The organism is Acidocella facilis ATCC 35904, assembly GCF_000687875.1.
Lineage (GTDB): Bacteria > Pseudomonadota > Alphaproteobacteria > Acetobacterales > Acetobacteraceae > Acidocella > Acidocella facilis.
This window is the reverse complement of sequence record NZ_JHYG01000004.1, coordinates 134,442-158,530: the sequence shown is the minus strand read 5'-3', so window position 1 is coordinate 158,530 and position 24,089 is coordinate 134,442. Positions and strand designations below refer to the sequence as shown.

The 24,089-nt window shown below is 64.4% G+C and carries 23 protein-coding genes; 9 read left to right on the top strand and 14 right to left on the bottom strand.

From position 1 onward, the window contains the following. Window positions 1–15 precede the first annotated feature (15 nt). Window positions 16–1,065, top strand: coding sequence for a glycosyltransferase family 4 protein (locus T331_RS0106945; protein ID WP_026439502.1), 1,050 nt, complete (start codon window positions 16–18; stop codon window positions 1,063–1,065). A gap of 120 nt (window positions 1,066–1,185) precedes the next feature. Here T331_RS0106945 and T331_RS0106940 read toward each other — a convergent pair whose 3' ends face one another. From T331_RS0106940 to T331_RS0106910, 6 genes are all read right to left on the bottom strand, one after another. Beyond that, window positions 1,186–3,003: a tetratricopeptide repeat-containing sulfotransferase family protein gene (locus tag T331_RS0106940; RefSeq protein WP_026439501.1), complete on the bottom strand. Its 1,818-nt coding sequence runs from the start codon at window positions 3,001–3,003 to the stop codon at window positions 1,186–1,188. Window positions 3,004–3,041: 38 nt separating this feature from the next. After that, a complete protein-coding gene (locus T331_RS0106935; RefSeq protein ID WP_026439500.1) occupies window positions 3,042–3,446 on the bottom strand; it encodes a DUF5335 domain-containing protein in 405 nt (134 codons plus the stop codon). Between the two features lie 133 nt (window positions 3,447–3,579). Continuing rightward, window positions 3,580–4,815 carry a c-type cytochrome gene (locus T331_RS0106930; RefSeq protein ID WP_081822148.1) on the bottom strand — a complete coding sequence of 412 codons (1,236 nt, stop codon included), beginning with the start codon at window positions 4,813–4,815 and terminating at the stop codon, window positions 3,580–3,582. Window positions 4,816–4,826: 11 nt separating this feature from the next. Then, window positions 4,827–6,596 (bottom strand): GMC family oxidoreductase, encoded by a 1,770-nt coding sequence (locus T331_RS0106925; RefSeq protein ID WP_026439498.1) that lies wholly within the window; start codon window positions 6,594–6,596, stop codon window positions 4,827–4,829. A 19-nt stretch (window positions 6,597–6,615) separates the two neighbouring features. Beyond that, on the bottom strand, window positions 6,616–7,356 hold the full coding sequence (locus tag T331_RS0106920) for a gluconate 2-dehydrogenase subunit 3 family protein (protein WP_244876909.1): 741 nt from the start codon (window positions 7,354–7,356) through the stop codon (window positions 6,616–6,618). A 321-nt stretch (window positions 7,357–7,677) separates the two neighbouring features. Further along, window positions 7,678–8,562 (bottom strand): DMT family transporter, encoded by an 885-nt coding sequence (locus T331_RS0106910; RefSeq protein ID WP_008493446.1) that lies wholly within the window; start codon window positions 8,560–8,562, stop codon window positions 7,678–7,680. A gap of 77 nt (window positions 8,563–8,639) precedes the next feature. Between T331_RS0106910 and T331_RS0106905 the strand changes: the two genes are divergently transcribed. After that, window positions 8,640–8,951: a zinc ribbon domain-containing protein YjdM gene (locus T331_RS0106905; RefSeq protein WP_008493447.1), complete on the top strand. Its 312-nt coding sequence runs from the start codon at window positions 8,640–8,642 to the stop codon at window positions 8,949–8,951. Here the strand turns inward: T331_RS0106905 and T331_RS20265 are convergent. From T331_RS20265 to T331_RS0106890, 4 genes are all read right to left on the bottom strand, one after another. Beyond that, entirely contained in the window at window positions 8,923–9,060 is a 138-nt protein-coding gene (locus T331_RS20265) for a hypothetical protein (protein WP_211248688.1), read from the bottom strand. The two genes, T331_RS0106905 and T331_RS20265, sit on opposite strands and share 29 nt — an antisense overlap. A 134-nt stretch (window positions 9,061–9,194) precedes the next feature. Continuing rightward, complete coding sequence (gene clpA / locus T331_RS0106900) at window positions 9,195–11,537, bottom strand: ATP-dependent Clp protease ATP-binding subunit ClpA (RefSeq protein ID WP_026439496.1); 2,343 nt, start codon at window positions 11,535–11,537, stop codon at window positions 9,195–9,197. 150 nt (window positions 11,538–11,687) lie between these two features. After that, window positions 11,688–12,017 (bottom strand): ATP-dependent Clp protease adapter ClpS, encoded by a 330-nt coding sequence (gene clpS, locus T331_RS0106895; RefSeq protein ID WP_008493450.1) that lies wholly within the window; start codon window positions 12,015–12,017, stop codon window positions 11,688–11,690. Window positions 12,018–12,291: 274 nt separating this feature from the next. Beyond that, window positions 12,292–12,825 (bottom strand): phasin family protein, encoded by a 534-nt coding sequence (locus T331_RS0106890; protein ID WP_008493451.1) that lies wholly within the window; start codon window positions 12,823–12,825, stop codon window positions 12,292–12,294. Window positions 12,826–13,183: 358 nt separating this feature from the next. On the opposite strand from T331_RS0106890, the gene T331_RS17625 reads away from it, so the two are divergent. The 3 genes from T331_RS17625 to T331_RS0106875 are packed head-to-tail and all read left to right on the top strand — an operon-like array spanning window position 13,184 to window position 16,270. After that, window positions 13,184–14,524 (top strand): D-alanyl-D-alanine carboxypeptidase family protein, encoded by a 1,341-nt coding sequence (locus tag T331_RS17625; RefSeq protein ID WP_244876908.1) that lies wholly within the window; start codon window positions 13,184–13,186, stop codon window positions 14,522–14,524. 55 nt (window positions 14,525–14,579) lie between these two features. Beyond that, window positions 14,580–15,164, top strand: coding sequence for a DedA family protein (locus tag T331_RS0106880; RefSeq protein ID WP_026439495.1), 585 nt, complete (start codon window positions 14,580–14,582; stop codon window positions 15,162–15,164). Next, window positions 15,161–16,270: a D-alanine--D-alanine ligase gene (locus tag T331_RS0106875; protein ID WP_035179475.1), complete on the top strand. Its 1,110-nt coding sequence runs from the start codon at window positions 15,161–15,163 to the stop codon at window positions 16,268–16,270. Before T331_RS0106880 ends, T331_RS0106875 begins: the two co-directional genes overlap by 4 nt. 134 nt (window positions 16,271–16,404) lie before the next feature. Here the strand turns inward: T331_RS0106875 and T331_RS17620 are convergent, their stop codons facing one another. Then, the gene (locus T331_RS17620; protein ID WP_035179472.1) at window positions 16,405–17,547 is read right to left on the bottom strand and encodes a mechanosensitive ion channel family protein; all 1,143 of its coding nucleotides are present in this window, start codon (window positions 17,545–17,547) and stop codon (window positions 16,405–16,407) included. 96 nt (window positions 17,548–17,643) lie between these two features. Further along, a complete protein-coding gene (gene priA, locus T331_RS0106865; protein WP_026439493.1) occupies window positions 17,644–19,626 on the bottom strand; it encodes a replication restart helicase PriA in 1,983 nt (660 codons plus the stop codon). Window positions 19,627–19,671: 45 nt separating this feature from the next. On the opposite strand from priA, the gene fsa reads away from it, so the two are divergent. The 4 genes from fsa (at window position 19,672) to T331_RS0106845 (ending at window position 22,732) form a co-directional block, all read left to right on the top strand. Then, window positions 19,672–20,328 (top strand): fructose-6-phosphate aldolase, encoded by a 657-nt coding sequence (gene fsa / locus T331_RS0106860; protein ID WP_008493457.1) that lies wholly within the window; start codon window positions 19,672–19,674, stop codon window positions 20,326–20,328. Further along, window positions 20,321–21,223 carry a tyrosine recombinase XerC gene (locus T331_RS0106855; protein WP_026439492.1) on the top strand — a complete coding sequence of 301 codons (903 nt, stop codon included), beginning with the start codon at window positions 20,321–20,323 and terminating at the stop codon, window positions 21,221–21,223. Before fsa ends, T331_RS0106855 begins: the two co-directional genes overlap by 8 nt. A 2-nt stretch (window positions 21,224–21,225) precedes the next feature. Next, window positions 21,226–21,882 (top strand): hypothetical protein, encoded by a 657-nt coding sequence (locus T331_RS17615; RefSeq protein ID WP_051622223.1) that lies wholly within the window; start codon window positions 21,226–21,228, stop codon window positions 21,880–21,882. Window positions 21,883–21,955: 73 nt separating this feature from the next. Beyond that, entirely contained in the window at window positions 21,956–22,732 is a 777-nt protein-coding gene (locus T331_RS0106845; protein WP_008493461.1) for a sulfite exporter TauE/SafE family protein, read from the top strand. A gap of 37 nt (window positions 22,733–22,769) precedes the next feature. Here T331_RS0106845 and T331_RS0106840 read toward each other — a convergent pair whose 3' ends face one another. Both T331_RS0106840 and pyrF read right to left on the bottom strand, forming a co-directional pair. Further along, window positions 22,770–23,396, bottom strand: coding sequence for a phosphoribosylanthranilate isomerase (locus tag T331_RS0106840; protein ID WP_026439491.1), 627 nt, complete (start codon window positions 23,394–23,396; stop codon window positions 22,770–22,772). Next, window positions 23,393–24,088 carry an orotidine-5'-phosphate decarboxylase gene (gene pyrF / locus T331_RS0106835; protein ID WP_026439490.1) on the bottom strand — a complete coding sequence of 232 codons (696 nt, stop codon included), beginning with the start codon at window positions 24,086–24,088 and terminating at the stop codon, window positions 23,393–23,395. The genes T331_RS0106840 and pyrF overlap by 4 nt, the downstream gene beginning before the upstream one ends. Between the last annotated feature and the right edge of the window lies 1 nt (window position 24,089).

The window sequence follows — 24,089 nt, the reverse complement described above, 5'->3', positions numbered from 1 at the left end:
GAAAGGGCCGAAAGAATGCGTATTGCGCAGATTGCGCCTCTGCATGAGGCGGTGCCGCCGAAACTCTATGGTGGCACCGAGCGCGTTGTCTCCTTCCTCACGGAAGAGCTGGTTGCCATGGGCCATGACGTGACCCTGTTCGCCAGCGGCGATTCCTTCACCGATGCGAAGCTGGAAGCGGTATGGCCGCAGGCGCTGCGCTTGGACAAATCCTTGCGTGACCGGATGGCCCCGCAATTCCTGCTCCTGGAAAAAGTCTATGAGCGCGCTGCTGATTTCGATGTGCTTCATTTTCATATCGACTATATGCCGGCCTCCTTGTTCGCGCGGCAGACCACGCCGTTTGTAACGACTTTGCATGGAAGGCTGGATTTGCCGGAACTGAACCCGGTCTATGCCGGCCTGCCGGCACAGAATCTGGTTTCAATCTCGGACTCCCAGGCAACACCGCTCAGGCAAGCGAATTTCATCGCCACCGTGCATCACGGCCTGCCGCTGAATTTGCTGAATCCGCTGGACCGGCCACGCGATTATGCCGCCTTCCTTGGCCGCATCTGCCCGGAGAAGCGCGCCGACCGCGCGATTCGCATCGCCCAGGCCGCCGGGATTCCGCTGAAGCTCGCCGCCAAGGTGGATGCCGTGGATGCCGATTACCACGCCGAGGTGATCGCCCCCATGCTGGGCAAAGATGCCGATCTGACCGGCGAGATTGGTGACCGCGATAAATCCGCCTTCCTCTCCGGCGCCAAGGCCTTGCTGATGCCGATCGACTGGCCGGAGCCGTTCGGGCTGGTGATGATCGAGGCGATGGCCTGCGGCACCCCGGTGATCGCCTACGGCCATGGCTCGGTGCCGGAGATCATCGAACATGGCGTCACCGGCTTCATCGTCAATAACGAGGACGAGGCGGCGCAGGCGCTGAAGGCGGCCGATCAACTCGACCGCGCGCGCATCCGCCGCCGCTTCGAAGCCCGCTTCTCCGCCCGCCGCATGGCCCAGGATTATGTGAATGTCTATGAAAATCTGATCCTGGCGCGCCGGCCGAAACTGCGTCTGGTGCAGTAACCGCAAAGAAGTGGGGGCTTTTTGAAAAAAGCCCCCACCCCTGCGGCGCCATTCCATCGCCGCTGCGCAGCGATGGAACCTTGGGCGCCTGCGCCCCCAAAAACTTTTGCGAACTTGGGGCTATGCCGTTTCGCCCTTATAGCCCAGCATCTCGATCGCCGGGCGCAAAATATCTAGCGCTGGCTTTAGATGTTTCAGATAGGGCCGGTAGCGATAGCGCGAGCGGTCATACAGCTTCTCCGTCACCTGCGCGTAGGAGGCGGTGCGGGCGTAACGCGTATTGCGCTCAAACGCCAAACAGCGCGGATCGAACTCAACGCCGATGAAGTCCAGGATTTTGCGCACCTCCGCCTCCTGGTCCACCACCATCTCCTCATAGCGCACCGGCAGATAGCGCATCTGCAAATTCGCTTTATAATGCTCGATCAGATTGAAGATCAGCATATAATGCCGGGCCGCGCTCTCCAGCTCGGCGGCGCAGCAATAGCCGTGGGTGAGATAGTTGGAATAGACCGACAAAACCACATCCAGCGGATGCCGGATCACATGCACCAGCGGCGATTGCGGGAAGAGCAGCGAGATCAGCCCCATATGGGTCTCGTTCAGCGGCATCTTATCCGTGAAAAACCCTGCCTTGTCCTTGAATATCCCCGCCTTGGCGGCGCGGCGCAGATAATAATCGCGCAACTCCTCCAGCCCGTCGCGCTGGTCGCCCATCCACAACTCCGCCAAAGCCTCCGGATAATTCATCGGACTTGCCAACAGGCGCGGCATGATCTGGGTGATGTCGTTGATGAAGGGCAGCTCATCGCCGGCGGCGATCTGCGGATGCACGGAAAGCGTCTGCTCGATCAAGGTCGTGCCCGAGCGGGGGAAGCCGAGAATGAACACCGGCTGAGGCATATCCAAACGCGCCTGCGCCACCGGCAGCGTCGTCAGCCGCCGGGCGGAGAAGAACCCCTGCAGCCGCGCCACCAGATCGCCCGCCTGCGCCGCCATATAAGGCCGCGCGCCAAAGGCCAAAGCGCGTTTCTTGCCTTCATCGAAACAGGCGAAGGCCTCGTCATGCAGCCCCATGCGCTCCAGCAGCCGGCCTTTTTCAGAAAGCTCGGACGGCCCCAGCAGGCCGCCGCCCTGCTCCAGCGCGTTCAGCAGCGCCAGCGCCGCCTCATGCTGGCCCAGCCGCGCCAGCACGGTGGCGCGGGTCAGCCGCATCGAGGGGGTGCCGGGAAACAGCCGCTCGGCCTCGTCCAATATTTCCAGCGCCCGCTCGAATTTGCGGTCCGCCTCCTCCATCTTGGCATAGCCGAGATAGGTCTGCTGCACCGGCGGCGGAGAGGCGATGGCGCGCTGATACAGCGCCCGCGCCTCATCGATACGGCCTTGCGCTTTCAGATTCCAGGCGAGATTGGCCCATGTCACCGGCTCATCGCGCGCGGTCAGCGCCAGCACCTGGCGGTAATGATATTCCCCCACTTGTGGCCGGTTGGCCTCGGTCAGCACCAGCCCCATCAGATTATGCGCCTGGGGGTTTTGCGGGGCGATGCGGATGGTGTTGCGGGCATGGCCCTCGGCCTCGGCCAGGGCGCCTTGCGCCAGCAGCAGCAAGGTGAGGTCGTTGGTGGCCCAGAAATGATTCGGGTTCAACGCCACCGCCCGGCGCAGCAGCGCCTCGGCCGCCTTGCTGCGCCCGAGCTGGCGGCAAAGCCGGGCGTGGAGCAGCAGCGCATCCTCGCGCCCCGGAGCGAGTTCCAGAACCTGCAACGCCGCCTGCTCCGCCGCGGCGACGTCGCCGGCGGCAAAATGCGCCTCCGCCTGCGCCATCAAAGGCGAGAGCACGGCATGAGCCGAAGCGGGGGCCAGATCGGCAAAATCCAGGGCGCAGCAGCGCACCCGCCGCAGCCCGGAGCCGCAGTCACAAGGCGTTAGATCCGTCATGCCAACGAGAGTATCGGAGCCTCTCGCCGGCGGCTAGATCATGCCCCCGTCCAAGGGGGCGGGTCGCTGGCCGGGAACGTCTCCGCCCCGGCCTCGTCGATCACCTCGTCCAAATCCTTGCCCGCGCGCGGCCAGCGGAAATGCAGCAGGCAGCGCTCACCCTGGGCGTCGGTGATTTCCAGATTTTCCACCCGCCCGTCCTGCGCCTGGGCGTAGGCGCTGGCGGGCGCGTGGATGATATGCTCCAGCCCCTGCATCGAAATCACGATGATATCGTTGTGATGGTCGAAGGTGATGCCGTTCACCTTCATCCCCTCCGCCTCCAGCTGGCTGCCCAGCTGCAGCGAGGAAATCCGCAGCTCCACATCGGCCCGCGGCAAGCTCTTGGAAAGCTGATCGAAATAAGCGCCCCATCCGGCGCGGCTTAGCTGTTCTGTCACCATGGTCGTCCCCTTTGCAGTTTGCGTGAGTGACGTTGGGTCAGAGTCTTCACATGGTATCGCCGATGAACGCTGTCCAGGTCAAAAAAACGCCCGGCCGAAGCCGGGCGTTTGCATTCGCCGAAGCCTCTTGGGCTCAGTTGCTCTTGCCGGCGCGGGCCTTGCTCACCTCGTCCGCGCTCACGGCGGGCGCGGCATTGCCCCAGCTGTTGCGGACATAGGTGGCCACATCCGCGATCTGCTGATCGCTCAGCAGCCAGCCGAAAGACGGCATCGCCGGGGCAGTCGGCGCGGTGGGGATGCCGACACCATGCCCGCCATGCAGCACAATGCCGATCAGTGTCGCCGGCTTGTCGGCCTGCACCACCGGGCTCTTCACCAGAGCCGGGAAGATGCCCGCCTTGCCCATGCCGCTCCCGGTATGGCAGGCGGCGCATTCATCATTATAGATCTTCGCACCGGCCAGCATCGCCGGATCATTGGCCGCCACCGGGGCCGGGGCGGTGCCGCCCGCCCCCGCCTGGGATTTGATATAGACGGCCATCGCCTTCACATCCGCATCCGTCAGCTGCGAGGTGGAGTTCTTCACCGCCTCCGCCATCGGGCCGGAGGCGACGGCGTATTGATTATGGCCGGTCTTCAGATAATCGGCGATATCCTGCACGCTCCAGCTGCCGATGCCGTTCCAGGAGGCGGTGATGTTCGGCGCATTCATGCCGTCCACGATCGAACCCTGGAATTCATGGCCGGTCTCATCGCCGCCCAGCGCGTTTTTCGGCGTATGGCAGGCGGCGCAATGTTCCAGCCCCTGCACCAAATAGGCGCCCCGGTTCCATGCGGCGGACTGGCTGGCATCCGGCTTGAAATCCCCCTTATCGGGGAAGAACAGCAGATTCCAGCCGATCATCGCGGCGCGGATATTATAGGGGAAAGGCAGCTGATCGGAGACGACCTTATGGTCCACCGGCTTCAGCGTGTTCAGATAGGCGCGGATCGCCAAAATCTGATCATCCGGCACCTTGTTGTAATAGACATAGGGCATCGCCGGGTAGAGATGGCCGCTATGCCCAATCCCCTGCTTCAGCGCCTTGATGAACTCCGCATCGGACATGTTGCCAATGCCGGTGGCCTTATCCGGGGTGATGTTCGGCGCGATGATCTTGCCGAACGGTGTTTGAATAGCGAGGCCGCCGGCCATCGGCTGGCCGCCAGGGGCGGTGTGGCAGGCCGCGCAATCGCCAGCGGTGGCGAGATATTTGCCCTGGGCGATGGTCTGCGCATCGCCCGGCGCGGTTTGGGCCATGGCCAGGCCCGCCAGGGCGGTGAAACCCAGACCCGCCGCCGCCTGGGTGAGGAAACGCATCTTGCTCATTCTCTCTCTCCTCAGATGTGCAGCAGAGCGCCGGGGCTCTTGATGTACTGGTTCACGATCCCGTCGGCGCCGAGATAGGCCTGCGCGCCGACCGTGCCGGTCGGGTTGTAACCATGATTCTGCGGGAACAAGGCGGCACCGAAGACGAACACGTTCGGCACGTCCCAGCTCTGGCCGTATTTATTGACCACGCTGGTGGAGGGGTCATCACCCATCACCGCGCCGCCGGTATTATGCGTGGACTGGTACACGGTCACCGTATAATTGCCCTTGCGCGGCGCGGCATGGGTGGAAACCGCCCCCATCGCCTTGGCGATCTGCTCCAGCTTCGCGGTGATATAGGCGGACATCTTCAACTCGTTCTGCTTCCAGTCGAAGGTCATGCGCAGCAGCGGGCTGCCATACGGGTCCTTGTAGGTCGGGTCGAGATCCAGATAGCAATCCTTGTAGGAATAAGAGCTGCCCTGGGCGCCCAGCCCGTACACGGTCTGGTAGCTCTCCTTCGCCGCCTTCTTCCAGCCCGCACCCCAGCTCGGCTGGCCGGGCATCATCGAAAGCTGCTGGATCGGCCGGCCGCCGGTGACGGTCGCGCCCATATTGCCGCCGCCGATGAAGCCGAGGCCGGTATGGTCGAAATTATCGCCGTTAAAGTCGTCGATCACCATGCCGATGGCACCACCGGCGATGAATTTGTTCAGATGCGTGCCCTCGGGCAGCTGCAGCGCCACGCCGGAATCGCACTGATAGGCGTAGTTGCGCCCGACGGTGCCCTTGCCGGTGGTCGGGTCGTACATGGTGCCGATGCCCGAGACCATCAGCAGATGCACGGCGTTGAAGGAGAAGTTGCAGACCAGCACCATATCCGCCGGCTGGTACACCTCCTCGCCCTTGGCATCGACATACGTAACGCCGGTGGCCTTCTTGCCGGTATTGTCGAGATTGATGCGGGTGACGTTGCACTTGGTCCGCGCCTCGAAAGTCTTGCGCAGCATCAAGGCCGGCAGCACGCAGGTCTGCGGGCTGGATTTGGAGTAGTTGCCGCAGCCGAAGCGCTCGCAGAAGCCGCAATAGGAGCACTGGCCCATCGTCACGCCCAGCGGGTTGGTATAGCTCTCGGAGAGATTGCCCGAGGGCACATGGAACGGGTGATAGCCCAGGCTCTCGGCCGCCTTGGCGAACAGGCTGGGGCCATAGGTGGGGGTGGTCGGCCTGGTCGGGTATTCGCTGGAGCGCGCGCCCTCGAACGGGTTGCCGCCGGGCTGGATCTGGCCGTTCAGATTCCCGGCCTTGCCGGAAATGCCCGCCAGCTTCTCGAACTTGTCGTAATAGGGCTCCATCTCCTCATAAGTGACGCCCCAATCCTGGATGGTCATGTCATCCGGGATCGCCTTGGCGCCGTAGCGCTGGGTCACGTGCGAGCGCAGCTTAAAATCGGTCGGCAGGAAGCGGTAGGTCATCCCGTTCCAGTGCACACCGGCGCCGCCGACGCCATTACCGGGCAGGAAGGAGACGAACTGGCGCACCGGCAGCGCGGTCTGGCTCATGTTGTTGCGCAGCGTCACCGTGCCCTGGGCTGGGCGCTGGAACAGATCCAGCCGCACGCCATAGCGCAGCTCATCCGGCGCCCAGGCGGGGGGGAAATCGGTCGCGGTGTCGCGCCATTCGCCGCGCTCGATGGCGACGACGTCGAGACCGGCACCGGTCAGTTCATAAGCGAGGATCGAGCCGGTCCAACCGAGCCCGACGATCGCCACATCCTTGCGGGGGAGCGTTTTTACCATGTTTCAGTTCCTCGCGGGGTCAGGACCAGTCGGGGTGGGTTTTGATGCCGATCGGCGGCAGCGGATAAGGCTGGTTATATTTGGTCACCCAGTCGCGATAATCATAACGCGCGCCAGGGAAGCCGATCATGCGCCAGCCGGCCATGTCCTTGTTGCCGCCATAAACCGGGTCGGCGAAGAAGCCTTCCTTGGTGTTCTGCCAGAGCATCTGGAAGAACGCCTTGGAGCTGAGCTTGCCCAGCTGCAGCGTGCCCGTCTCCATCTGGCCGATCAGCCTGTCCTGCTCGTCCGGTGGGATCTGCGCGAAGCCCTTGCCGGCATAGGCGCCGTGGCAATAGGTTTCGAGGGCGGCGATGCTCTTGCGATAACGCTGCGCCGGGGTCACCGGGCTCTGGACGCCCTGGCCCGGATAGCCCTCCTGGAAGGGCGGGCTCATATAGAACCAGCTATCATTGCCGAACGGGCCGGAGAGCTGCCGGTCAATATACACGGTAATGCCTACATCCTTGCCACCCGGGGAGAGGTCGTCGGCGGGGATCAGACGATCCACCAGCGCGTCGATGACGGCGACTTCTTCCGGGGTGAAATAGGTCCAACCGGCGGGATCGACCGGCTTGGGCGACCCGTTTGCGTTGGCACTCCAGGGCAGAGCGCCGGAATAGGCCTGCGCGCAGCCGATGGTCGGCACGGCGGCCATCAGCGAAACCGACGCCAGCAGGAAACGCCGCCTGGCAATGACGGACTGGTTCAAAGCGAGCACTCCATGTTTTTATAGCAGCAAGATCGCGCGCCCCTTACATTAGGTAAGGATAACAAACCTACATAAGCCGGGATTCCGACGGCATGAAAGCCCGGCAGCGAAATGTAACGCAGTGTATTTTTGCAAACAGGCTCAGTCTTTTTTGTGGCTTGACATTAACGTCCGCCGCGTCGCTTCGGTTTGTCCAAAGTCATAACTTTATTTTAAAGGCTGTCCCAGAACTTCATTCGTCTGGCCATTAAGTCGATCCCGAGCCTCTTCGCCTTTTGCCCGTAGCGTTGAAGGTACAAGCCTGAAATTTTTCCGGGACAGCCCCTTATTTTATAGCAGCGCCCTGCGGCGCGCGGGCCAGAGGGCGGGGCCGAACTGCGCCAGGGCCAGCGCGCCGAACAATAAAGCACAGCCGGCCCAGCCGGTTTCGCTCAGCCGCTCATGCAGCAGCAGGGCCGCGAACAAAGCCGCGAACAGCGATTCCGACATCAGCATCACCGCCGCATCGGTGGCGCCGGTATGGCGCTGGCAGAGCGCCTGCAACAGAAAGGCGACGCCGCCGGAGATGATGCCGCCATAGAGCAGCTGCGGCAGGCAAGCATATATGGCCGCCAGATGCAGCGGCGACATCACCGCCCCTGCCCCGCTCCCCAGCAGCACGCAGGCGGCGGATTGCGCCAGGGCAGCGGCGACCGGCCGGCCGGTATGGCGGGCCACATGCTGCAGCAGCACGATCTGGGCGGCGAAGCCGAAGGCCGAGACGATGATCAGCGCATCGCCGAACCCCAGCCCGCTGATCCGGCCGCCCAGGCACCAGGTTCCGGCCAGCGCCAGCAGCGCCGCGCCCCAGACGGTGGGATGCGCGGCGCGGCGCAGCACAACCATCTCCAGCACCGGCACGAAAATCACATAAAGCCCGGTGAGGAAGCCGGCATGGGTGACGCTGGTGAAGGAGAGCGCCCATTGCTGCAGGAAGGAGGAGATGGCGAAGATCGCCGCCAGCGCCACCAGCCCCATCACCCCGCGCAGTTTCTGGCGGGCGCGCCGCGCCTCCCACAGGCCCAGCGGCAACACGGTCAGGAAGGCCAGCGCGAAGCGCAGCCCGGTGAACCAGCCCGGATTGAGCCAGGCCCCCGCCTCGGATTGCGCGACGAAGGCCCCGCCCCAGAGGCAGGCGGCGGTGAGCAGGAGCAGATTGGCAAGCAGGCGTGACATGCCGCCCTTCTTCCAGCCAAATCGTTTCAGGACAAGACAGGCTTTACGCGCCCCCGCCCCGCGCCTAAAGCCAGCGCATGACCAAAATAACCTGCCCGCAATGCAGCCTGGAGGAGACGCATCTCTCCGGCGAGACCCATATTTGTGACGTGTGCGGGTTCGAATGGCCCGCCGAGATCACCGAGGCGGCGGAGGTGATCCGCGATGCCAACGGCACCGTGCTGGCGGCTGGCGATAGCGTGGTGCTGATCAAGGATCTGAAGGTGAAGGGTTCCTCCACCGGGCTGAAGGTGGGCACGAAGCTGAAAAATATCCGGCTGCATAGCGGCGATCATGCGATCGAAGCCGGGGATTATTTCATCAAGCAGGAATTCGTGCGGAAGGCCTGAAGGCCTCCTCAAAAAATTGCAAAAGTTTTTTGGTGCCGCTTTTTTTCAAAAAAGCGGCAAAAACGTTTGGGGTGGTGGCACCTTCGTTGCCACCACCCCAAACGTTCATGGGGGCTTTTTGAAAAAAGCCCCCATCCCTCCGGCGCCTTTCCAACGCTGCTGCGCAGCGTCGGAACCTTTGGCGCCTACGACCCCAAAAACTTTTGCTCACAAAAACGGCGCCTCGCGGCGCCGTTTTTCGTCTCAATGTACCTCTTCCGGGGCCTTCTCGTCGTCTCCATCGCCCTCGGCTTCGGGCTTCGGCAGCGCCAGGGCCGGGGCCTCGGAGATGTCGAAGGCGAGCTTGCCGTCCTTCACGCTCACCTTCACCGCCCCGCCCTTCACCAGCTTGCCGAACAGCAGCTCCTCGGCCAGCGGCTTCTTGATCTGCTCCTGGATCACCCGGCCCAGCGGCCGCGCGCCATAAAGCGGCTCGTAGCCCTGCTCGGCCAGCAGCTCCTTGGCGGCCGAAGACAGCTCGATGGTCACGTTGCGATCCGCCAGCTGGGCTTCCAGCTGCATCACGAACTTCTCCACCACGCGGCCGACAATCTCCGGCGTCAGCGCCGCGAAGGGGATGATCGCATCCAGCCGGTTGCGGAATTCCGGGGTGAAGAGCTTCTTCACCGCTTCCTCATCCTCGCCGATCCGGGTCTGCTTGCCAAAGCCGATGCCCGGCTTCTGCATGTCCGCCGCGCCCGCATTGGTGGTCATGATCAGGATGACATTGCGGAAATCCACCTGCTTGCCGTTATGGTCGGTCAGCTTCCCGTGATCCATGATCTGCAACAGGATGTTGAACAGATCCGGATGCGCCTTCTCGATCTCATCGAGCAGCAGCACGCAATGCGGGTGCTGGTCGATCGCATCGGTCAGCATGCCGCCCTGATCGAACCCGACATAGCCCGGCGGCGCGCCGATCAGGCGCGACACGGAATGCCGCTCCATGTACTCGGACATATCGAAACGGGTCAGCTCGATGCCCAGCGTGCTCGCCAGCTGCCGCGCCACCTCGGTCTTGCCCACCCCGGTCGGGCCGGAGAAGAGGTAATTGCCAATCGGCTTCTCCGGGTCGCGCAGCCCGGCCCGGGAGAGCTTCATCGCGGCCGAAAGCGCCTCGATGGCGGCATCCTGGCCGAACACCATGCCCTTCAAATCGCGCTCCAGATGCCGCAGCACCTCCTTGTCGTCATTGGAGACCGACTTGGCCGGAATCCGGGCGATCTTGGAGACCATCTCCTCGACATCCTTCAGCGTCACCGTCTTGCGGCGCTTATTCTCCGGCAGCAGCATCCGCGCCGCCCCCGCCTCGTCGATCACGTCGATCGCCTTATCCGGCAGCTTGCGGTCGTTGATGTACTTCGCGGAAAGCTCCACCGCGGCGCGGATCGCGTCATCGGTGTAGCGGACCTTGTGGTGCTTCTCATACGCGACCTTCAGCCCGCGCAGGATCTTCACCGCATCCTCAACCGAGGGCTCGTTCACGTCGATCTTCTGGAAGCGCCGCACCAGCGCGCGGTCCTTCTCGAAATAGTTGCGGAACTCCTTATAGGTGGTGGAGCCGATGCAGCGCAGCGTGCCCTGGGCCAGAGCCGGTTTGAGCAGGTTGGAGGCATCCATCGCCCCGCCGGAGGTCGCCCCGGCGCCGATCACGGTATGGATCTCGTCAATGAACAGGATGGCGCCGGGATTGGCCTCCATCTCAGTCACCACCGCCTTCAGCCTCTCCTCAAAATCACCCCGGTAGCGGGTGCCAGCCAGCAACGCGCCCATATCCAGCGCGAAGATGGTGGCGTTCAGCAGCACTTCCGGCACATCTTCATCGATGATGCGCTTGGCCAGCCCTTCCGCGATCGCGGTCTTGCCGACGCCCGGATCGCCCACATAAAGCGGGTTGTTCTTGGTGCGCCGGCAGAGGATCTGGATCGTCCGCTCGATCTCGTGCTCACGCCCGATCAGCGGATCGATCTTGCCTTCCTTGGCCTTCTTGTTGAGGTTGACGCAGTAGGTGGAAAGCGCGTCCTGGCCGCGCTTGGCGCTGCCCTTCTCCTCGCGCTCACCCGACTCGTTGGGCTCGGAGGAGCCGGTGGGCGGGCGCGGGGCGGATTTGCCCGGGCTCTTGGCGATGCCGTGGGAGATGAAATTCACCGCGTCCAGCCGGGTCATGTCCTGCAGCTGCAGGAAATACACCGCATGGCTCTCGCGCTCGGAGAAGAGCGCGACCAGCACGTTTGCCCCGGTCACCTCATCGCGGCCGGAGGATTGCACATGGATGGCGGCGCGCTGCACCACGCGCTGGAAACCGGCGGTCGGCTTCGGATCGCCGCCGCGATCGGTCGCCAGGCCGGCGAGATCCTTATCCAGGAACTCGGTGAGGTCCTTCTTGATCTTGTCCAGATCCACCCCGCAGGCGCGCAATACCGTCACCGCATCCGCGTCGTCCACGAGGCCGAGGAGCAGATGCTCCAGCGTGGCATATTCGTGTTTCCGGTCGGCGGCCAAGGACAGGGCCCGGTGGAGAGTCTGTTCTAGGTTGCGAGACAGCATGGCTAAACCGTTCTTTCACCCCGATCCACGGGGGTCTTAGGTCCGGACATTCACTCTGCCTGTCCGGCTGGCATTGGGTGACTGCAATTCCCGTTTACGCTGTTTTGCAGGGTACAGATTAACATGGGAATGTCATCGTAAATTAAAACGTCACTCTTTCTCAATCGTGCACTGCAGCGGATGCTGGTTCTGGCGCGCCAGATCCATCACCTGGGTCACCTTGGTCTCGGCGACCTCATAGGTATAGACCCCGCACACCCCCACCCCGCGGCGATGCACGTGCAGCATAATCTGCGTCGCCTGGTCGCGCGACTTCTGAAAGAATCGCTCCAGCACATGCACGACGAACTCCATCGGCGTGTAATCGTCGTTCAGCATCAGAACCTTGTACATGGTCGGCTTGCGGGTTTTCGGCCGTGGCTTCGCCACGACGCTGGCCCCCGGCCCCTCGGTTCCTTTGCGTTTGTCGTTCTCACTCATCAATCACTTACCTTCAGCAAATGCCCGCCGGTGCCACCCAGCCAGACCGCGGGACGCCCTACGCGCGGCATTCGGACCCATCCTGGTTCCAAGCATATCGAAACCACACGCCGCTATGAAAGAGCGTTTTTCCTCAATGTGAAAAACATGGGGTGCTTAACGGCCGCTTTCAGCCCAGGGCGAGATCATGTGACGATACGTTTTTAAACAAAAAAACCGGCCCTAAGGCCGGTTTTTCCCCAAACAGCGCCGCCCAGAGACGGCGGCGACGGGCTTAGTGGAACTTGCCGAAGGTCTCAACCGCGATGGTCAGACGGGCGGTGAGCGGGGCCATCGCCTGCTCGGCCAGCTTCACGGTGACATCGGCCAGCTTGTTGCTCTCGGACACCGCCTTCTCGACGCTCGCCTTGGCGAAGCCGGTCTGCAGGTCGACAGCTTCCTTGACGGACTTCACGCCCATCAGGGACTTGGAGAACGCGACATTCTCTTCCAGCGTGGCCTTGGAGGCGGCGGCCAGGTGCTTGGAGATGTCCTGGAACCCGGCGGCGTAGATCTGCGAGGCCTTGACGAAGGCTTCCAGGTTGCCCTGGCCGAAAGCCAGCATTTCTTCGGAGGTCTTCACGGCTTTCTCCACGTTTTCCTTGATCTTGGCCTGAGAGGTCTCAAAGCCCTTGGTGGCCTTCTCCATGTTCTCGCGCAGCGCGGACATGGATTTCTCGAACGACTTCACGGAGGCGTCAGCAGCGCCCTCCATGGAGGCGACGGTTGCATCGGCGGCGGCGGCAGTCTTGGTCTTGGTGGCGCTCATCTGGGTTCGGCTCCCGTTAGAATGACGATGTCTGCACAGCTCCAACCGGCGAGCATATTGGCGTTCTTTGCCGCAGTGCAGCAACGGCGTTTTAGCGAAACGAAAACACAACCGTCAAGTGTTTTTTGTGCGGCGCACAATTGTTTGAGGGTGAAATTATTGTCAGAATTTTAATGTTCTGGCCCGCAGGCCCTGCGCCCGCGCCCGGCGCTCCCGGCCGGCGCTGAGACTCACATGGTAAGCCATTCAATTTTTTGTTCTTTCATCGAGAAGATCAGCGTTTATCGCTGGACAGCTCCCTGGCGCCGCGATTAAAACCTTTTCAGAGTCAATCACGGGATGGCGAGGCATGCAGGGTATGAGCAGGAAGCGCGTGGCCATGTGGGCGGTGGCGGGCCTTGGATTGGCCGGCACCTTCTTGCCGGCAGCGGCTTCGGCGCATGAACTGCACAAGCTCAAGCACCATGTGCTGAACCATCATTACGTGCATCATTATGCGCGCCCCGCCGTGCCGGCGCGCAATGTCGCCGACAGCAGCGGCTTCGGCCCGACCTCGCCGGGCATCAGCTCCATTCTCATCGATGCGCGCACCGGCCAGGTGATCTCCGCCAGCGACGCCGATACGCCGCGCTACCCCGCCTCGCTCACCAAGCTGATGACGCTGGATCTCGCCTTCCAGGCGCTGAATGCCGGGCGGATGTCGCTCGACACGCAGATCCCGGTCTCCGAACACGCCGCCTCGGTTGAGCCGGTGAAGCTCGGCCTGCGCCCCGGCAGCACGATTTCCGTGCGCGATGCGATTCTGGCGATGACCACCATGTCCGCCAACGATGCCGCCACCGCTCTGGGTGAATATCTCGGCGGCGGCTCCGAGGCGCGCTGCGCCCAGATGATGACGCTGCGCGCCCACGCGCTGGGCATGGCGCAGACGCAGTTCGCCAACGCCTCCGGCCTGCCCAACCCGAACCAGGTGACCACGGCCCGCGACCTCGCCATGCTGGCGCGCGACATCGTCGAGAATTATCCGCAGTTCCAGACCTTCTTCGAGGTCACCTCGTTCGATTTCCACGGCCGCAAGGTGTTCAGCAATAACGGCATGCTGAAAAGCTATGCCGGCGCCACCGGCATGAAGACCGGCTATACCGATCTCGCCCGGCATAACCTGGTCACCAGCGCCGCGCGCGGCGGCAAGCAGCTGATCGGCGTGGTGCTGCACGAGCCAAGCTGGCCGACCTCTTATCATCAGATGACCGCGATGCTGGATTCGGGCTTTGGCGGTCATGTCGACATGACCCGCGCGATGGTCGCCGCCGCCAGCAACCCGGCGCCTGCGCATATGCAGGCGGCGAAGGTCGAGCGCGTCGCCAGCCGCACCCCCACCCGCGCGGCCCCGCTGCCGGACTCCACCCGGCAGCCCACCGCCACCAAACACTGGGTGGCGCAGCTGGGCCTCTATAAATATGAGAGCAATGCCCGCGTGGCGGCGATGAAGGCGCGCCAGCTGCACGGCCACGGCATCGCGCAGATCCAGCATGTCCGGCGGGACGGCAAGGCGCTCTGGCTGGCCCAGCTCACCGGCCTGACCTATGACGGCGCCCACGATACCTGCCGCGCGATGAAGGCCCATGGCGGGCTGTGTAATGTACTGCCGCCGCAGGCCGACCATCTGGCGATGCTGAGCGGGCCGGACGGCACCTGACCTACCATCCAGGCCGGTTGCGTCCGGCGAAGAAACAGGGCTAAGGGGCGGGACGATGCCCCTGCCAAGCTTCACCGTCCTGCTGGCCGCCGCCGCGGGCCTCAAATCCCTCCAGGCCGCGACGATCATTTCCGGCACCTTCATCCTGGAAGATGCGGCGACCTTGCTGGCCGCCATGCAGGTGGCCTCCGGCGGCCTCTCTCTGCCGCTGGCGCTGGGCTCGCTCTATGCTGGCATCGTGCTGGGGGATCTCGGGCTCTACGGGCTGGGGCGGCTCTCCGCCACGCATCGCTGGGCGCAGCGCCTGGTGCCGCAGCAAAGGCGGGATCTCGGGCATGATTGGGTGAAAACCAAAGTGGTGCCGCTGGTGCTGGTCAGCCGCTTCGTGCCGGGCCTGCGCCTGCCCACCTACACCACTTTGGGCTTCCTGCGCGCCCCGTTCCTGCCCTTCGCGCTCGCCGCCATCGTCGCCACGCTGGTCTGGACCAGCCTGCTGTTTTACATCTCGCTGCGCCTGGGCACGCTGATGGCGCATTATCTCGGGATTTGGCGCTGGGCCGGGCTTGGGGTATTCCTGGTCATCATCATCCTCGTCGGCCGCCTGGCGACGAGGCTCTACAACAAAAGGACACCGCAATGAGCGGAGCATCGCTGGCCGGGTCTCTCGGCAAGCTGAAGCAAGGCGGGCGGAAAAGCCCGGTTTCCTTCTTCGAGTTCTGGCCGGACTGGCTGTTCTATGCGCCGGTGGTGGCGTTCTGGGCACTCAATGCCATCCGCTATCGCAGCATCACCCTGCCCTCGCTCGCCAACCCGCTGATCAATGCCGGCGGCATCTGCGGCGAGTCGAAAAACCAGATCCTCGGCCTCGCCGGTCCCAAGGCCCGGGCCTGGGTGGCGGATTACGCCCCCTTCACCGTCAGCGGCCATGAGGATGCGGATGACCTGCCCCGCGCCAGGCTGGCGATGGCGGAGGCCGGGCTCAGCTACCCGGTGGTGGCGAAGCCGGACATGAGCTGCAACGGCGTGGGCGTGCGGGTGGTGCGCGATGACGCGCAGCTGGCCGATTATCTGCGCCCCTTCCCGCGTGGCGCCGCGCTGCAGCTGCAAAGCCTCGTCAACTATGAAGGCGAGGCCGGGATTTTCTATATCCGCCGCCCCGGCGAGACGAATGGCCGCATCACCTCGGTGACGCTGAAATATCCGCCGGTGGTGATCGGCGACGGGCGGCGCAGCGTGAAAGAGCTGATCGCGGCGGATGAGCGGCTGAACGCGATCTCCGCCCTGCTGCTGCGCAAGCTCGGCGCGCGCGCCGCCAGCGTGCCGGCGCCGAATGAGCGGGTCGGGCTGGTCTTCGTCGGCAATCATTGCCGCGGTTCCACCTTCAAGGACGGCCTCTCCATCGTCACCCCGGCGCTGAGCGCGCGGATCGACGAGATCATGCGCGACATGCCGGAGGTTTATTTCTCCCGCATCGATCTGCGCTTCGACAGCCTTGAGGCGCTGTGCGAGGGGCGGGAGTTCCGCATCATCGAATTCAACGGCGCCGGCTCCGAGGCGACCCATATCTGGGACCCGGAGATGACGCTGAAACAGGCCTATCGGGACCAGTTCTTCCATTATGGCGAGTCTTTTCGCATCGGCGCGCAGGTGCGCGCGCAGGGCCGCCGGCCGATCGGCCCGTGGAAGCTGCTGGCGCTGTGGCAGCAACAGAAACGGCTGATGCGCGCCTATCCGAGCAACGATTAAGAGCAAAAGTTTTTGGGAGGCGGCCCTTTTTTCAAAAAGGGCCGCGAAACGTTTGGGGTGTTGACGGCGTCGGTGCCACCACCCCAGACGTTTTCGCCGCTTTTTTGAAAAAAAGCGGCACCAAAAAACTTTTGCTACCTGTGCGGCTCCGCCGCCATTTCGCCCGCCGCGACAAAAGCACCGCCCGGCCCGGCACGTTCCGGCATCCCCGCCATTTCCAACCTTCGGCGCGGCAGGCTGCCCGGATATTCCCTCACCAGCCAGGTCACCATCGCCTCGCGCACATCGCAGCGCAGATCCCACAGCACCCCGGCATTGCGCGCGCTCACCAGCAGCCGCAGCTCTACCATCGCATTGGGCAGATCCGTCATCTGCACCATCGCCACCTTGCGGTCCCAGCGCGGATTGGCCTCCACCACCTCGCGCAATTTCTGCCGCACCTGCTCCAGCGGCACGCTGTAATCCACATACAGCATCACCGTGCCCATCAGATCTGCCGAGGAATGCGTCCAGTTCTGAAATGGCTGCTCGATGAAATAAGATAGCGGCACGATCAGCCGCCGCAAATCCCAGATGCGAATGACGACATAGGTGGCGCCAATCCGCTCGATCCAGCCCCACTCCCCCTGCACCACCACCGAATCCTCCAGCCGGATCGGCTGCGTCAGCCCGATCTGAATGCCGGCCAGCAGATTGGAGAGCAACGGCCGCGCCGCCAGCCCCACCACCAACCCCGCCGCCCCGGCCGAGGCAAACAATGACACGCCATATTGCCGCACCGCGCTGCTGGTCATCAGCGCCAGCGACACGGTCAGCAGCACCAGCAGCGTGCGCACCGCCGTGCGCAGAATACCGACCTGGGTGATCTGCTTGCGCGCCACTAGGTTGTTGCTGTCATCCTCGAAATGGATGCGTTTGATATAGAGATCGGCGAACAGCTCCACCGTATTCATCAGCGTCCAGCCGAGCACCAGCACGAAGGCGGCAACCAGCAGATGGCCCAGAATGGAGGAGGGATTATCCGGCAAGGGTGCCAAAGGCAGCACCGCGCTCACCGCCAGCAGCACCAGCAGCGCGCAGGTCGGCCCCTTGGAGCGCGCCATCAGCATCTGCGGGACATTGCCGAACCGCCCGGCAATGCGCGAGAGCCGGGCAAACACCCAGCGGCAGAGCGACATCGCCACCAAAGCGGCCAGCACCAGCATCGCCGTCCCCACAACCGGGTCCGGGATGGCGTTATAGAGCCAGAGCACGAGTGTCCGCGCGTGATCGATCATGGAGGGCTTCAATCCTGGTTGATCATGGTCGGATGAACCCGATCTAGCCCGAAAAACCTTAGGTTAAACCCCCAAGGCACATAACCATTTCTTTATTTACATGAACGAAACAGGGTCCACATCCACATCCAGCTTCACCTGGCGGGGCAAGGGCACCTGCGCCAGCCAGGCCCGCAGCAAAGGCTGCACCGCGATATCGCGCCTGGTGCGCAGCAAAAGCCGCCGCCGGTGCCGCCCGCGCAGCAGCGCGATCGGCGCCGGGGCCGGGCCCAGCATCTGCACCCCCTCGCCTTGCGGCGCCACCCGTGCCAGCGCCCGCGCCGCCTGGTCGGCGATGCGCTCATCCTCGGCGCTCACAATCAACGCCGCCAGCCGCCCGAAAGGCGGCCAATGGCCAGGCCGGCGCAGCGCCGCCTCCTGCTCCAGAAAAGCCGGCAGATCCCCGGATAATAAAGCTTCGATCACCGGATGCGAGGGATCATAGCTCTGCAACAGCACGCGCCCCGGCGCCTCGGCCCGCCCGGCGCGCCCGGCGACCTGATGCAGCATCTGCACCGTATGCTCCCCGGCCCTTAAATCCCCACCCGCCAGCCCCAGATCCGCATCCACCACGCCCACCAAGGTCAGATGCGGAAAATGCCAGCCCTTGGCGACCATCTGGGTGCCGATGATGATGCCGACCTCGCGCTTGGAAATCTTTTCCGCCGCCTCTGCCGCCTGGGCCGGGCCGGCGATCACGTCCGAGGCCATGGTCAGCGCCGCGACATCCGGAAACAGCTCCGCCACCTCCTCGGCGATCCGCTCCACGCCGGGGCCGATCGGCACGAAGCTGTGCTCAGCCTCGCAAGTGGGGCATTTGGCCGGGCGCTGCAGGCTGTAGCCGCAATGATGGCAGGAAAGCCGGGGCGAGGCCTTATGCTCGACCAGCCAGGCCGAACAATGCGGGCAGGAGAGCCGGTGGCCGCAGGTGCGGCAGAGGGTGAGCGGCGCATAGCCGCGCCGGTTGAGGAACAGCATCGCCTGCTCCTCGCGCGCCAGCGTCTCGCGCATCGCCGCCACCAGCAAGGGCGAGAGGAATTTGCCACGCTCGGGCGGCGCCTCGCGCATGTCCAGGGCTTCCATGCGCGGCATCGTCGCCCCGCCATGGCGGGCGGGCAGATCCAGCTTGCGATAGCGCCCCTGGGCGGCGTTCTCGGCCGTCTCCAGGCTCGGCGTGGCGCTCACCAGCAGCACCGGGGCGGCGCAGAATTTGCCCCTTACCACCGCCATGTCCCGGGCGTGATACATCACCCCGTCCTCCTGCTTGAAGGAGGTCTCGTGCTCCTCATCCACCACGATCAGCCCGAGATCGGCAAAGGGCAGAAACAAGGCCGAGCGCGCGCCGACCACCACATCCGCCCGCCCCTGCGCCACCGCGCGGTAGGTCTCGCGCCGCTGCGCCGGGGTCAGCTCCGAATGCCAGACCGCCGGGCGGGCGCCAAACCGCGCCTCGAAACGCGCCAGCATCTGCACCGAGAGCGCGATTTCCGGCAGCAGCACCAACACCTGCTTGCCCAGCCGCAACGCCGCCGCGACGGCTTCGAGATAAACCTCGGTCTTGCCGGACCCGGTGACGCCATCCAGCAGTGTCACCGAAAACGCTGCCTCCGCGACCGTGGATCGCAGTGCCACGGCGGCCGCCTCCTGGATCACCGAAAGCGCCGGGCCGGGCCGGGCGGCATCCGCGCCGCCAAAGGCGAAGCTCTTGGCGCGTTTCGGCGGCGCCTCCAGCAGCTTCTCCTTCAGCGTCAGCGCCAGCACATCGCCTCGGGGCGCCAGCGTATAGCCCCCCACCCAATCGATGAATGTGCGCAGATCCTCCGGCAGTTTTGGGAAGTCCAGCACCTCCGCCACCGGCCGGGTTTTCACCGCCTCGTCCGGCGGCTCATCCCACACCGCCCCCACCACCATGCGCCGCCCCAAAGGCACGCGCACCAGCGTGCCCGGCGCCAATGGACCTTGCGCCTCATAGGTAAAGGCCATGTCGAATTTATAGGGGAGCAGGACGCTGACGCGGCTTGTGGGTGAAGGTTGCTCCATGCTGTATGCTCTTAACCAGAGTCTAAGTTCACCGGAAAGCCACACATGAAATTCTTTGTCGACACCGCCGAAATCGCTGAAATCCGCGAGCTGGCCACCACCGGCCTGCTCGATGGCGTCACCACCAACCCGTCGCTGATCGCCAAATCCGGCCGCAAGATCCTCGATGTCATCGCCGAAATCTGCGAGGTCGTCCCCGGCCCGGTGAGCGCCGAGGTGGCCGCCACCGAATACAAGCAGATGCTGGCCGAGGCCGAGGTGCTGAAGAAGATCGCCCCGAATGTCTGCATCAAAGTGCCGCTGACCCAGGATGGGCTGAAGGCGTGCTACGCCCTCTCCCAGGAAGGTGTGATGGTCAATGTCACGCTCTGCTTCTCCGCCGCCCAGGCGCTGCTCGCCGCCAAGGCCGGCGCCAGCTTCATCTCCCCCTTCATCGGGCGGCTGGATGATATCGGCCAGAACGGCATGGAGCTGATCGCCGACATCGTGACCATCTATGACAACTACCCGAACCTGAAGACCGAGGTGCTGGCCGCCTCCATCCGCAACCCGATCCATCTGATCGAGGCGGCCAAGATGGGGGCCGATGTCGCCACCATCCCGCCCTCCGTCATCAAGCAGCTCTACGCCCACCCGCTGACCGACAAGGGCCTGGCCGGCTTCCTGAAGGATTGGGCGGCCACCGGGCAGAGCATTGTCTGACGATTTACTGACCGCATTCTGTTCCTGGCTCGGCGCTGAGCGCCGGGCCGGGGCGAAGACGGTCGAAACCTATGCCCGCGATGTGCGGGCATTTTTGTCTTTCATCGCCGAGCATCGTGGCGAACCGCCCACCCCCGCCCGCCTTGGCGCCCTGCGCGCGGCGGATTTCCGCGCCTTCCTCGCCCGCGCCGCGCAGGAAGGGGACATCAACGCCACCCGTGCCCGCAAACTCTCCGCTTTGCGCACCTTCTATCGCTATCTGCACAGGCAGCACGGGGTGGAGACGGTGCAGCTCTCGCTGCTCGCCCGCCCGAAGCCGAAACCGCCTCTGCCCAAGGCGCTTTCCACCGCCCAGGCGCTCAGCGTCACCCATGATATCGGCGAAGCCACCGACACCGCCTTCGAGCAGGCGCGCGACGCCGCGCTGATGGCGCTGCTCTACGGGGCGGGCCTGCGCATCGCCGAGGCGCTGGCGCTGAATATCGGCGATCTGCCGGCCGCCGATGATGCGTTGCGCGTCACCGGCAAGGGCCAGAAACAGCGCATCGTGCCGCTGCTGCCGGCGGTGCGCGCCGCCATCGCCGGCTGGCTGAAGCTGCACCCCAATCCAGGGCGGGCTGAGCCGCTCTTCATCGGCGTGCGCGGCGGCCGGCTGAACGCCTCCATCGCGCAGAAAAATCTGCGCAATTTCCGCCGCCTGAACGGGCTGCCCGAGCACGCCACCCCGCACGCGCTGCGCCACAGCTTCGCCACCCATCTGCTCGCCGGCGGGGCGGATCTGCGGGCGATCCAGGAGCTGCTCGGCCATGCCAGCCTGTCCACTACGCAACGCTATACGGATGTCGAGACCAGCCAGCTGATGGATATCTGGCGTAAAGCGCACCCGAGGGCCTGAACATGAAACCCTGTTGGCTTGCTCTGTCGCTGCTGCTCTTCGCCGCCCCCGCCGCGGCGCAGCCATGTTGCGGCGCCATCACCCCGCAAGGCGCACAGCTGAGCGGGTTTCTCGATGCCTCGCATGTCGATCAGCTCTGGCTGCCGCATCAGCATGTGCTGTGGCGCAGCGGCAAGCCAAACCCGCTCTTTCCCGGCTATTCCAGGGGCACGCATTGCAGCGCCTACGCCGCCGCGATGGCGATGCGGCTGCACGTGCCGCTGCTGCACCCGCCCAAACATGGCCAGCGCGACCTCGCCAACGCCCAGTATGAATGGCTGCAAACCCAGGGCCCGGCGCAAGGCTGGCAGAGCGTGGATTTCATCAAGGCGCAGAGCCTCGCCAACCAGGGCTGGCTGGTGCTGGCGGTGTTCGAAAACCCAGACACCGCCAGGCCCGGCCATATCGCGGTGATCCGCCCCAGCGGCAAAAGCCAGGCGGCACTGGCGCAGGAGGGGCCGCAGGAAGCCCAGGCCGGCGAGCAGAACGATACCGACACGGATATCGCCCATGGCTTTGCCCATCATCGCGGCGCCTGGGTGCCGGGCGGTGGCGGCGGCGTGCGTTTCTTCGCTCACCCGATAGGCTGGGCGCGGATCACTTCCGCCGCGCCGCCCTGAGGCGAAACAGCGCCATCTTGCGGGCCGAAAAGCTTTATGACATTTTAATCCTACATCACCGATAGGAATTTAAATGTTTCAGACCGCCTATGTCGTCTCTGGCGCCTTTGTCGGGTTCCTGGTGGGGCTCACCGGGGTCGGCGGCGGCTCGTTGATGACGCCGCTGCTGGTGCTGTTCTTCGGCCTGCATCCGAGCACGGCGGTGGGCACGGATCTGCTGTTCGCCGCCGCCACCAAATGCGCCGGCACCGCCGTGCATAGCGGCGGCAAGAGCGTGGATTGGCGCATTGTCGGGCGGCTGGCCACCGGCTCGATTCCGGCCACCGTGCTCAGCCTGGGGGTGATCGCCTGGCTCGGTGCCGCCAGCAAGGATGTCTCCGCCGCGATTTCCTATATTCTGGGCATCGCCTTGCTGCTCAGCGCCGTCTCGCTGCTGTTCAAGGAGAAGATCGTCAAGGCCATCGCCAGGCGGCACCCGGAATTCGGCGACGGCGAATCGCGCCGGCTGACCATCATTGTCGGCTTCGTGCTGGGGATTCTGGTGGCCTTCTCCTCGGTCGGCGCCGGGGCGCTGGGGACGATCGCGCTGATCATCCTCTATCCGCGCTTGCCGATGGTGCGCATCGTCGGTTCGGACATCGCCCATGCGGTGCCGCTGACGCTGCTGGCCGGGCTTGGCCATCTGGCGCTGGGGACAATCAATGTCCATCTGCTGGGCGCGCTGCTGATGGGCTCCATCCCGGGCATCATCCTCGGCAGCCTGCTGGCGAAATTCGCGCCGGACAAGCTGCTGAAACTCTGCCTGGGCCTTATCCTCGCCCTGGTCGGGGCGAAGATGCTGTTCAAATAAACGCGAAATTTTCGGGCGGCGCCTGCCCGCAAACCCCTCAGCCTTGTTTCGCCGCCTCGATGAAGGCCCGGATCAACCCCGGGTCCTTCTCGCCCGGCGCCCGCTCCACGCCCGAGGACACATCCGCCCCCGGCGCCCCGGTGATCGCCAGCGCCCGCGCCACGTTCGCGGGGTTCAGCCCCCCGGCCAGCAGCCAGGGCTTCGCCGGCCGGAATTTCGCCAGGAGATCCCAATCCGCCTGCACGGCATTGCCGCCCGGGCGCATCGCCCCCGGTGGCGGCTTCGCCTCGACGATATAGCCATCGGCGGTGTCGTCCTGCGCCGGAAACTCTTGCTCGCTCTCCACCCCCAGCGCGTGCCAGACCGGCCGGCCAAAGCGCAGACGCAGCGCCTGCACCTGCTCTTTCGTGCCGTGCACCTGCAGAATATCCAGCGAGATATCCTTCAGCACGTCATCCACCTCATCCAGGCTCGGATTGACGAACAGCCCGACGCGTTGCGGCCCGCCTGCATGGCGCAGCGACAATTCCTGCGCCTCGACGCTGGTCACGTAACGCGGCGAAGGCGCGAAAAACACGAACCCGACGAAATCCGCCCCGGCGGCAATGGCGGCGTCAAACCCCGCCGCATCCTTCAGCCCGCAGATTTTGACCAGCCGGCTCATGCGATACTGGCGGCAATCTCCGCCGCCGCCGCGCCAGGATCCGCCGCCCCGGTGATCGGCCGGCCGACGACGATATAATCCGCCCCCGCCGCCACCGCCTCCTGCGGCGTCATCACCCGCGCCTGGTCGCCCAGCGCCGCACCTTCCGGGCGAATGCCGGGCACCACCAGAATCGGCGCTGACCCGAGCGCATCGCGCAAAATCGAAATCTCATGCGGTGAGCAGACCAGCCCGTCCGCCCCGGAGCTCAACGCCAGCCGCGCCAGCCGCAGCACCTGCTTCGCTGTCCCGCCGGAAATACCGGTCTCGGCCAAGCCTTCGGAATCGAAGCTCGTTAGCACCGTCACCGCGATCACCTTCGGCCTGGTCGGCCCGATCTCCCCCGCCGCCTTCGCCGCCGCCTCGATCATCCTGGTGCCGCCACCGGCATGAATGGTGATCAGCTTCGGTCCCAACGGCAACAACGCGCGCACACCGCCCGCCACCGTATTGGGAATATCGTGCAGCTTCAGATCCAGGAACACATCCGCGCCCTGCGCCGCCGCCTGATAGCCGTCCACGCCATGGCGCAGGAAAAATTCCAGCCCCAGCTTCACCATGCCGCAATGCGGCGCCACATCGCGCACCAGCGCCTGGGCGCGCACCAAATCCGGCGTATCGATCGCCGCGATCAAACGACCCGTCATGTTCATC